The sequence below is a fragment of the Mesorhizobium sp. M7D.F.Ca.US.004.03.1.1 genome (genome assembly GCF_003998635.1).
GTDB classification, from domain to species: Bacteria; Pseudomonadota; Alphaproteobacteria; order Rhizobiales; family Rhizobiaceae; genus Mesorhizobium; species Mesorhizobium loti.
In genome coordinates this window covers 1-10,355 of the sequence record NZ_RZQG01000123.1, presented here as the reverse complement: position 1 = coordinate 10,355, position 10,355 = coordinate 1, and the positions used below count along the sequence as shown (strand labels likewise).

Annotated in this window: 8 protein-coding genes; 6 read left to right on the top strand and 2 right to left on the bottom strand. The window is 61.9% G+C overall.

All coding sequences use genetic code 11. From position 1 onward, the window contains the following. Window positions 1-305: 305 nt before the first annotated feature. Genes EN935_RS10170 through EN935_RS10145 form a run of 6 tightly spaced genes read left to right on the top strand, consistent with a single transcriptional unit; the run spans window position 306 to window position 8,925 of the window. On the top strand, window positions 306-2,186 hold the full coding sequence (locus tag EN935_RS10170) for an extracellular solute-binding protein (protein WP_127265229.1): 1,881 nt from the start codon (window positions 306-308) through the stop codon (window positions 2,184-2,186). Further along, a complete protein-coding gene (locus EN935_RS10165; protein ID WP_127265230.1) occupies window positions 2,186-4,054 on the top strand; it encodes an extracellular solute-binding protein in 1,869 nt (622 codons plus the stop codon). Before EN935_RS10170 ends, EN935_RS10165 begins: the two co-directional genes overlap by 1 nt. A gap of 30 nt (window positions 4,055-4,084) precedes the next feature. Beyond that, a complete protein-coding gene (locus tag EN935_RS10160; protein WP_109666276.1) occupies window positions 4,085-5,182 on the top strand; it encodes a microcin C ABC transporter permease YejB in 1,098 nt (365 codons plus the stop codon). Beyond that, window positions 5,182-6,327, top strand: coding sequence for an ABC transporter permease (locus EN935_RS10155; protein WP_127373299.1), 1,146 nt, complete (start codon window positions 5,182-5,184; stop codon window positions 6,325-6,327). Before EN935_RS10160 ends, EN935_RS10155 begins: the two co-directional genes overlap by 1 nt. Next, window positions 6,324-7,955 (top strand): ABC transporter ATP-binding protein, encoded by a 1,632-nt coding sequence (locus tag EN935_RS10150; protein ID WP_127264551.1) that lies wholly within the window; start codon window positions 6,324-6,326, stop codon window positions 7,953-7,955. The genes EN935_RS10155 and EN935_RS10150 overlap by 4 nt, the downstream gene beginning before the upstream one ends. A 28-nt stretch (window positions 7,956-7,983) precedes the next feature. After that, on the top strand, window positions 7,984-8,925 hold the full coding sequence (locus EN935_RS10145) for a glyoxylate/hydroxypyruvate reductase A (RefSeq protein ID WP_127264552.1): 942 nt from the start codon (window positions 7,984-7,986) through the stop codon (window positions 8,923-8,925). Here the strand turns inward: EN935_RS10145 and EN935_RS10140 are convergent. Both EN935_RS10140 and EN935_RS10135 read right to left on the bottom strand, forming a co-directional pair. Beyond that, entirely contained in the window at window positions 8,922-9,284 is a 363-nt protein-coding gene (locus tag EN935_RS10140) for a hypothetical protein (protein ID WP_109666264.1), read from the bottom strand. The two genes, EN935_RS10145 and EN935_RS10140, sit on opposite strands and share 4 nt — an antisense overlap. Window positions 9,285-9,388: 104 nt before the next feature. Further along, a complete protein-coding gene (locus EN935_RS10135; protein ID WP_109666261.1) occupies window positions 9,389-10,306 on the bottom strand; it encodes a methyltransferase domain-containing protein in 918 nt (305 codons plus the stop codon). Window positions 10,307-10,355: the final 49 nt, after the last annotated feature.

Sequence of the window (10,355 nt, the reverse complement as noted above, 5' to 3'; positions counted from 1 at the left end):
ATCCCAAGCCGCTGCCGGCGCCAGGCGCTGCCGCCGATGCAACCGCGCCCGCCAAGCCTGCCGATGCAGCTGCTCCGGCAAAGCCGGCTGAAGGTGCCGCTCCAGCCAAGCCGGCGACACCTGCCGCTCCAGCTGCCCCGGCCAAATAAACAAACTGTCAGCTCAACGACCTTGAAAAAGCCGGGTTCAGCCCGGCTTTTTTGTTAGGAAAAATGCATATGCGGCGACAAAGCCGCGCATGGCGGTTTTCACGAGCGCCAAATCATCTAGATTGCCCATAACGGGCATTGCGAAGAGGATAGTGCATGACGGTTGGCCGAACGCTTCTCAAGTCGTTGCTGGCGGCAGCCCTTCTGGCGGCGGGATTGCAGGCTACCCGCGCCGACGAATGGCGCACCACCTCATCGCTGATCGGCGAATCCAAATACGGCGACAATTTTCAGCACTACGACTACGTCAACCCGAACGCGCCCAAGGGCGGCACGGTGAACCGGGTGGTGATCGGCACCTACGACAACTTCAATCCTTATATCGTGCAGGGATCGCCGGCGGCCGGCCTCGTCGGGTTTGGCGGCGGCCTGCTCTATGACACGCTGCTGGAGCAGGCGACCGACGAAGGCAGCACCAGCCACCCACTGATCGCCGATGCCTACAAATATCCGGCTGACTATTCCTCCGCGACCTACCGGCTCGACCCGCGTGCGAAATGGCATGACGGCCAGCCGATCACTGTCGACGACGTGATCTGGTCGTTCCAGGTGCTGAAGGCCAACAGCCCGTTGTACAACCGCTATTTTGAGAACGTCACCGACGCGGTCGCGGTCTCCGATCGCGAGGTCGAGTTCCACTTTAATCAGAAAGGCAACAGGGAACTGCCGAAGATTCTCGGCGATCTCGTCATTCTGCCGAAGCATTGGTGGGAGGGCAACGACGCCAGCGGCAAGAAGCGCGATATCACCAAGACGACTCTGGAGCCGCCGCTGGGGTCAGCAGCCTACAAGATCGCTAGTTTCAAGCCGGGTTCCGAAATCATCTGGCAGCGTGTGCCGGACTATTGGGGCGCCAAACTGCCGGTGAAGATCGGCCGCGAGAATTTCGACAAGCAGCGTTTCAGCTATTTCCTTGACGACAACGCCGGTTGGCAGGCCTTCACCAAAGGGGGCTTCGAGGACTTCCGCGCCGAGGCACGCGCCCAGCGTTGGGCGGTCGAGTATACCTTTCCAGCGATCAAATCCGGAGATGTCATCAAAAAGGAATTCCCCACGACCTCACCGGAACCCATGCAGGCCTATTTGATAAATACGCGCCGCCCGCTGTTCCAGGATGCGCGCGTACGCCAGGCACTCACCTACGCGTATGATTTCGAGAGCATGAACCGAACCATTTTCTTCGGCGCCTATACGCGCACGGACAGCTATTTCGAAGGCGGCGATCTGGCCTCGACCGGCCTGCCACAGGGCAAGGAGTTGGAGATACTCCAGCCGTTTCGAGACAAGTTGCCGCCTGAACTGTTCACGCAGGAATTCAAGCTGCCGGTCTACGACACGCCACAATCGGGTCGCGAGAATTTGCGCAAGGCCTACGAGCTTTTCAAGCAAGCCGGCTGGATCAATCAGGCCGGAAAGCTGGTGAATGCGAAGACCGGCGAAGTGTTCAAGATCGAGTTCCTCGGCAATGATCCCGTTGACGAGCGGGTCGCCTCGCCTTTCATCGACAATTTGCGGCGCCTGGGCATCGATGCAACGCTTCGCATTGTCGATGACAGCCAATATACGAACCGTACCCGCGCTTTCGACTTCGACATGCTGGCGCTCGCAGGTTTTCAGCAATCCAACTCACCCGGCAACGAACAGCGCGACTTTTTCAGTTCCACGGCTGCGGACAGGGCCGGGTCACGCAATTTGGCCGGCATCAAGAACCCTGTCGTCGACGCGCTGATCGACCGCGTCATCTTTGCGACCGACCGCGACGACCTGGCGGCTGCGACCCATGCCCTCGATAGGGTATTGCTTTGGAATTTCTACATGGTGCCGCAATGGCACTTGGGGAAAGTTCGGGCCGCGTACTGGAACAAGTTCGGCATGCCTGAAAAACAACCAACCTATCTCGGCGTCGATTTGGACTCCTGGTGGATCGACCCGGACAGAGAAAAGGCGCTGGCGGCCAAATACAAGGGCAGCAATTGATGGCGGCCCTGCCCCGTCGCGACTTTCTCGCCCTCGGCACGGCCGCAGTCGCGGCAACGCTGTTGCCAGGCCGAGCCTTCGCCGACACGGCGACCGGCACCAAACTGCACGGCCTGTCCGCCTTCGGCGACCTCAAATACAAACCGGACTTCACGCATTTCGACTACGTCAATCCGGACGCCCCAAAGGGCGGCCAGATGAATTTCGCGCCGCCGAACTCGACCCTCAATCAGAGCTTCCTGACCTTCAACACATTGAACTCACTGGTGCTGAAGGGGGAGGCGCCGCCGCGCACCGAACTCTGTTTCGATTCGCTGATGACAAGCGCGCTCGATGAGCCGGATGCGGTCTATGGCCTGCTTGCCGAAACCGTTACCCTGTCGCCAGACCGCAACGGTTTCCGCTTCGCGCTGCGACCGCAAGCGCGTTTCCACGACGGCTCGCCGCTGACTGCGGAAGACGTTGTCTTCGCGCTGAAGCTTTATAAGGACAAGGGCCATCCGAACCTTTCCCAGGCGTTGCGGTACATGGCCGACGCGGTTGCGGTCGATCCCGCCACCTTCGATCTCACCCTCAACGGCAAACAGTCGGCGCAAAACATCCTTGCGATCGTGGGGATGCCGATCGTCTCCAAGGCCTTTTATACGGCCAATGATTTCGATTCCTCGACGATGACACCGCCGCTTGGTTCGGGACCCTACAAGATTGGACGCGTGGCGGCCGGACAGACTGTCGAATATGACCGTGTGCCCGACTATTGGGGCCGCGATCTCCCGGTGAACCGTGGCCTCTATAATTTCGACCGTATCCGCATCGACTTCTATCTTGATCGGCAGGCCGCCTTCGAGGCCTTCAAGAAAGGCGACACGCATTTTCGCGAGGAATTCACCTCACGGGTGTGGGCGACCGGATACGACTTTCCGGCGCTGAAGGATGGCAAGGTCGTCAAACGGGAGTTTCCCGGCGAGAAGACGCCAGACATGCAGGCTGTCGCGCTGAATCAGCGTCGTCCGCAGTTCCGCGATGAGCGGGTGCGGCAGGCGATAGCCAGATGCTTCGATTTCGAATGGATGAAGCGGGCCCTGTTTTACGGCTCTTACGAGCGCTCTCAATCGAACTTCGAACGGTCGGACTACAAGGCCGAAGGCCTGCCCTCGCCTGGCGAATTAGCCCTGCTGGAGCCGTTCCGGACCGAGTTGCCGCCAGAGGTCTTTGGAGAAGCGGTAACGCAGCCCCTCTCTGACGGTTCGGGCCATGACCGCAAGCTGCTGGGCGAGGCTTCAAGATTGCTTGCGCAAGCCGGCTGGAAGCGCGCGGGCAGTTTCGTCGTCAACGACAAGGGTGAGCAGCTGCGGGTCGAAATGCTGGCGGAGGATGACGGCATCGTTCGCATCTACACCCCATGGTCCGAGAATATGAAGGCGATCGGGATCGACGCATCGATCCGGCAAATCGATTCGGCACAGTATGAACAGCGGCAGAGCGATTACGACTTCGATCTTGCCTTGCTGCATTGGTCGATCGGGGCGACGCCGACCGACGACGGCCTGGAGATGCTCTATGATTCCCGGATGGCGAAAACGCCGGGGCAGCGCAACTATCCGGGCACCGAAAGCAAAGCCATCGACGCGCTGATCGTGGCAGCCGGCAAGGCGAAAAGCCGAATTGAACTCGTCACGGCGCTTAGAGCGCTCGACCGGGTCTTGCGCGCGCGGCTGGACTGGATTCCAACATACTATCTGGCGAATCACCGCGTCGCCTATTGGGACATGTTCGGCTTTGTCGAGCAGAAGCCCGATTTCGGCTTTCCGGTCGAGACGCTGTGGTGGTTCGATAAGGGCAAGGCGGCAAAAATTGGCAAAGGCTGAGATATCGGTCCAACGAAGGCAGAAAGCCTGATGGGCGCCTATATCCTGCGCCGCATCCTTTTGATGATCCCGACCCTGTTCGGCATCATGGCGATATCCTTCGCTGTCATCCAGTTCGCCCCCGGCGGCCCGGTCGAGCAGGTCATCGCCAGGCTGACCAACCAGGGCGGCAGCGACCGCCTCGGCGGCGGCGGTGGCGACGCGGGCGGCAGCGCCAATTTCGACGTCGCCGGCGACGTCAGCTCGAAATATCGCGGCGCGCAGGGGCTCGATCCGGAATTCATCAAGAAGCTGGAGAAGCAGTTCGGCTTCGACAAGCCGCCGCTCGAACGCTTCGGCATGATGCTGTGGAACTATTCCCGCTTCGATTTCGGCGACAGCTATTTCCGCGACATTTCCGTGCTCGACCTGATCCTGGAAAAAATGCCGGTGTCGATCTCGATCGGGCTGTGGATCACGCTTCTGTCCTACCTGATCTCGATCCCGCTCGGCATCCGCAAGGCGGTCAAGGATGGCACCCCCTTCGACGTCTGGACCAGCGGCGTCGTGATCGTCGGCTATGCCATCCCTGGCTTCCTGTTCGGCATCATGCTGATGGTGCTGTTTGCCGGCGGATCCTTCTGGGACTGGTTTCCCTTGCGCGGCCTGACATCGGACAATTGGGATCAATTGTCCTGGTGGGGCAAGATCGTCGACTATTTCTGGCACATGACCTTGCCGCTGACCGCCCTGGTGCTGTCGGCCTTCGCCACCACGACGCTGCTGACCAAGAACTCGTTCCTCGAAGAAATTCGCAAGCAGTATGTGGTTACGGCGCGGGCCAAGGGCCTGTCGGAACGGCAGGTGCTCTATGGCCACGTCTTCCGCAATGCCATGCTGATCGTCATCGCCGGATTTCCCGGCGCCTTCATCTCGGCCTTCTTCACCGGCTCGCTGCTGATCGAGAACATCTTTTCCCTCGATGGCCTCGGCCTGCTCGGCTTCCGGTCGGTGGTCGAGCGCGACTATCCCGTCGTGTTCGCCAATCTCTATATCTTCTCGCTTCTGGGGCTGTTCGTCGGGCTGCTGTCCGACCTGCTCTACACCTGGGTCGATCCGCGCATCGATTTCGAGCGGAGAGACGTCTGATGTCGGAGGCTACTGCCACCGCGGAGGCTGCACCCGCGCGGATCAAGCGGCCGTTTCTGTCGCCGCTCAACAAGCGCCGCCTGCAGAACTTCAAAGCCAACCGGCGCGGCTTCTGGTCGTTGTGGATCTTCCTCGTCCTGTTCGTGCTGTCGCTGTTTGCCGAATTCATCGCCAACGACAAACCGATCATCGCTTCCTACAAGGGCGAGATCCTGTTTCCGGTACTGGTCGCCTATCCCGAGGAAAAATTCGGCGGCTTCTATGCCGTCACCGACTATCGCGATCCGGTCATCCAGGACGAGATCAACGCCAATGGCTGGATGATCTGGCCGCCGGTGCGCTACTCCTATCAGACCGTCAACAACGCTATTCCGGAAGCAGCTCCGGCCAAGCCGTCCTGGCAGTATGACGCCAAGACGCGCTGCAACCAGTATCCGCAGGGTGCGGCCGACCCGGCCTGCATCGTCGGCAACTGGAACTGGCTCGGCACCGACGACCAGGCACGCGACGTGCTGGCGCGCGTCATCTACGGCTTCCGCATTTCGGTGCTGTTTGGCCTGATCCTGACCGCCGGCTCGGCCCTGATCGGCGTCGCGGCCGGCGCCGTGCAAGGCTATTTCGGCGGTTGGGCCGATCTGCTGTTCCAGCGTTTCATCGAAATCTGGTCGGCGATCCCAGTGCTCTATCTGCTGCTCATCGTCGCTGCCATCCTGCCGCCAGGCTTCTTCATCCTGCTCGGCCTGATGCTGTTGTTCTCCTGGGTGGCGCTGGTCGGCGTGGTGCGGGCCGAGTTCCTGCGCGCCCGCAATTTCGAATATGTCAACGCGGCCCGCGCGCTCGGCGTGCCCAACCGCACCATCATGTTCCGGCACCTGTTGCCCAACGCCATGGTAGCGACCTTGACCTTCCTGCCGTTCCTGCTCTCAGGCTCGATCTCGACGCTGACCTCGCTCGACTATCTCGGCTTCGGCCTGCCGCCCGGCTCCGCCTCGCTCGGCGAACTGCTGAAGCAGGCGCAGCGCAACCTCAACGCGCCGTGGCTCGGCATTTCCGGCTTCATCGTCATCTCGCTGATGCTGTCGCTGCTGGTCTTCGTCGGCGAGGCAACGCGCGACGCCTTCGATCCGCGCAAGACGTTCCGATGAGCGAAGCGCCCCTGCTCAGCGTACAGGACCTCAGCGTCGCCTTCGGCCAGGGCGGCGGCCAGTCGCTGGCTGTGGACCACATCTCGTTCGACATCGCCAAGGGCGAGACGGTGGCGCTGGTCGGCGAATCCGGCTCCGGAAAATCAGTCTCGGCGCTGTCGGTGCTGAAGCTGCTGCCCTACCCCAGCGCCAGCCACCCCTCGGGAAAGATCCTGTTCCAGGGCGCCGACCTGCTTGCGATGAGCGAGAAGCAGTTGCGGCAGGTGCGCGGCAACAAGATCACCATGATCTTCCAGGAGCCGATGACGTCGCTCAATCCGCTGCACACGATCGAGCATCAAATCGTCGAGATCCTGAAGCTGCATCAAGGCATGGCCGACCGACCGGCCAAGGAGCGCACGCTGGCCTTGCTCAACGAGGTCGGCATCCGCGATCCGCACAAGCGCCTCGATGCCTATCCGCACCAGCTGTCAGGCGGCCAGCGCCAGCGCGTGATGATCGCCATGGCGCTGGCCAACGAGCCTGAACTTTTGATCGCCGACGAACCGACGACGGCGCTCGACGTCACCGTGCAGGCCCAGATCCTCGAACTGCTGGCCGGCTTGAAGAGCCGCAAGGGCATGTCGATGCTGTTCATCACCCATGATCTCGGCATCGTGCGCAAGATTGCCGACCGGGTCTGCGTGATGACCAAGGGCAAGATCGTCGAGACAGGCCCGACCAAGGAGATCTTCGCCAATCCGCAGCATGCCTACACAAGGCATCTGCTGGCGGCCGAGCCGAAGGGCAGACCGCCGGCCGCCAATGCCGCGGCCAAGCCTGTGATGACCGGCAAGGACATAAAGGTCTGGTTCCCGATCAAACAGGGTTTCTTCCGCCGCACCGTCGACAATGTGAAGGCGGTCGACGGCATCGATGTCACGGTGCGCGCCGGCCAGACGCTGGGCGTGGTCGGCGAATCCGGCTCCGGCAAGACGACGCTCGGCCTGGCGCTGGCGCGCATGATCTCCTCGAGCGGGACCATCCAGTTCAACGGCCGCGACATCAACCAGCTGTCCTTCAACGCCATGCGACCGCTCAGGCGCGAATTGCAGATCGTCTTCCAGGATCCGTTCGGCTCGCTCAGCCCGCGCATGTCGATCGCCGAGATCATCGAGGAAGGCCTGAAGATCCACGAGCCCAAGTTGTCGCCCGACCAGCGCGACGACAAGGTGGCGGCCGTGCTGAAGGAAGTCGGCCTCGATCCGGCGACACGCAACCGCTACCCGCACGAGTTCTCCGGCGGCCAGCGCCAGCGCGTCGCCATTGCACGCGCCATGGTGCTCAACCCGCGCTTCGTCATGCTGGACGAGCCGACATCGGCGCTCGACATGAGCGTGCAGGCGCAGGTCGTCGACCTCCTGCGCAGCCTGCAGGCCAAGCACGACCTCGCTTATCTTTTCATCAGCCATGACCTGAAAGTCATCCGCGCGCTGGCCAACGACGTCATCGTCATGCGCAATGGCAGGATCGTCGAAGCCGGCCCTTCCCAGCAGATTTTTGAAAATCCGCAAACCGACTATACTCGGGCTCTGATCTCAGCCGCCTTCAAGATAGAAACGGCGCCGGTCGGCATCGTCAGCGAGTGATTTGCGTAAAGAGGACGAGAAGATCGCAATGGAAAAAGGCCGCATCCTGCTTGCCGTCACCGGCTTTCATCCGCAGCGCTGGCGCGAACTCCTGTCGGCCGAACGCGAGGTGGTGCTGGAGCCGGACGGCGCCAGCGACCCCTCGATCACCTATGCCGTGGTGTGGAAGCAGAAGCCGAACATCCTGGCGTCACTGCCCAATCTGCGCGCCATCTTCTCGATCGGCGCCGGTGTCGACCATATCTTCGCCGATCCCGGCCTGCCCGATGTGCCGATCGTCAAGGTCGTCGCCGACAACCTCACCCAGTACATGACCGAATATGTCGTCTGGCGGGTGCTCGACCATCACCGCCAGGGCCTGCTCTACCGGTCGCAGCAGCCGAAAAAGATCTGGCACGAGCCGCAGCAAAGGCCGGCCGGTGACATTTCGGTCGGCATCATGGGTCTCGGCAGTCTCGGCCGCGCCGCGGCCTCGGTGCTGCTGTCGCTCGGCTTTGCCGTCAATGGCTGGTCGCGCAGCGACAAGGCCATGCAAGGCGTCGCGACCTATTCCGGCGAGGCCGGGCTGATTCCCTTCCTCAAGGCCACCGACATCCTGGTGGTGCTTTTGCCGCTGACGCCGGACACCAAGGGCATCATCAACTACGGCGTGCTGAAGGAATTGAGGAAACGCAACGGCCTCGGCGGCTCGGTGCTGATCAATGCCGGGCGCGGCCGCCTGCAAAAGGACGCCGACATTTTGCGGGCGCTGGATGACGGCACACTGAAGGAGGCAAGCCTCGACGTGTTCGAGGTCGAACCGCTGCCGAAGACCAGCCCGCTGTGGGGGCATCCAAAAGTGTTCGTGACGCCGCACGCGGCGGCGACCTCCGACCCTGTCCATTTGGCGCCAATCATGCTGCGCCAGATGGACGCCTTCGAGCGCGGCGAAAAGCTCGACAATCTGGTGGACCGCAAAGCCGGATATTAACCAGGCAGAGCGAGCTTCTTCTGCTTGTCCGGATGGCCGCAGTCGCGGCGATCAATCGACCGGTTCATGGCATCGATCTCGCCGCTCGCCTTGTCGGTGTCGCGCTTGGCCTTGGAGCGCATGTCCGGCGTGAACGGGCCGAAGCCCATGGCCGGATTGGAGAAGGTCGGCTTGGCCTTCGCCGAAAGGTTGTATTGCTGCGCCAAGCCGTTGCGCTGCGCCAGCAACTGGTCGCACGGCACGCTGTCATACTGCAGGGAAGACTGGATGTTGGCGTCCTGCCGTTCGGCCATCGAGGTGCCGCCGACGCAGCCGGCGGTCAGCAGGCAAGATGCCAAGATCATCATGTTCCAGCGCATCGACTATGCTCCTCCTGATATCCCGCCCTGATGCGACCAGTCGCGCATGCAAATCGGACTTTTTCGCAGCACGGATGTCCGCAAGGCCACAAGAGACTGCAGCCTCAAGCCGCCGGCAGCCTGCCTGCCACAACGACCAGCCCGTTGACGGGTTCCCGCCGGTCCTGCCGGATCACGGTTGTTTCCAGCGACAGGACCGAAAATCCGTTGGCAGCCAGGACGTCGCGCACATAGTGTTGCGCATGCGCGTAGCGGCGCGATGGCTGCAGGACAAAATCGCCACTGCCGGCCAGCTTCTCGACGGAAAAGGCGAACAGGCCATCCCTTGCCAGCAAGCCGGCAATCGTCTTCACAACGCCGTCCAGCGCGCCGACATAGATGAAGACATCGGCCACCGTCACCAGATCGGCTTTCGGGCCGGCATAGGAAAAATCCCGCAGATCAGCCTTATCAAGGAAATCATAAACGCTCTTGGCCCGCGCCTGCTTCAGCATCCTGGCCGAAATGTCATACCCCTCCAGCCGATCGGCGATTGGCCGCAGCCTCTGCCCCATCAGGCCGGTGCCGCAGCCGAGGTCCAGCGCCAGCGCGAAGCGCCCCGGCCTTGCCGTTCGAATGGCCTGATCGAGCAACTCAGGCAGCCGGTAGCCCAGTCTGTCGACCAGTGATTCATCGAAGCTCTCGGCATAATGGTCGAACAGGGTCTCGACGAAGGCGCTGGGCAGCGCATCGAGCGCCGGCGCCTTGCCGATCAATTGCAGGTTCAGTGCAGCGCCTTGATGATCCGATGGATCGAGTTGCAGCGACATCGTCCAGGCCTGCGCAGCCAGATCCGGCGCGCCCGCCGCCTGCTGTATCTCGCCGAGGCGAAACCAGCCCATCGCCCATTGCGGTGTCATCCCCAGCGCACCGAGCAGCAATTCCGCCGCTGCCGCATGATCGCCGTCCGCATGCAGCATCTCGGCATAGTCGGCACGGCGATCGGCGTTCAAGTCGCCGGACGAGGCCTGAAGCGGTTTCATGGCGATGGGTCCTGCCGGCGGATCGAGCCGGCGGTGCTGTATGCGGGAG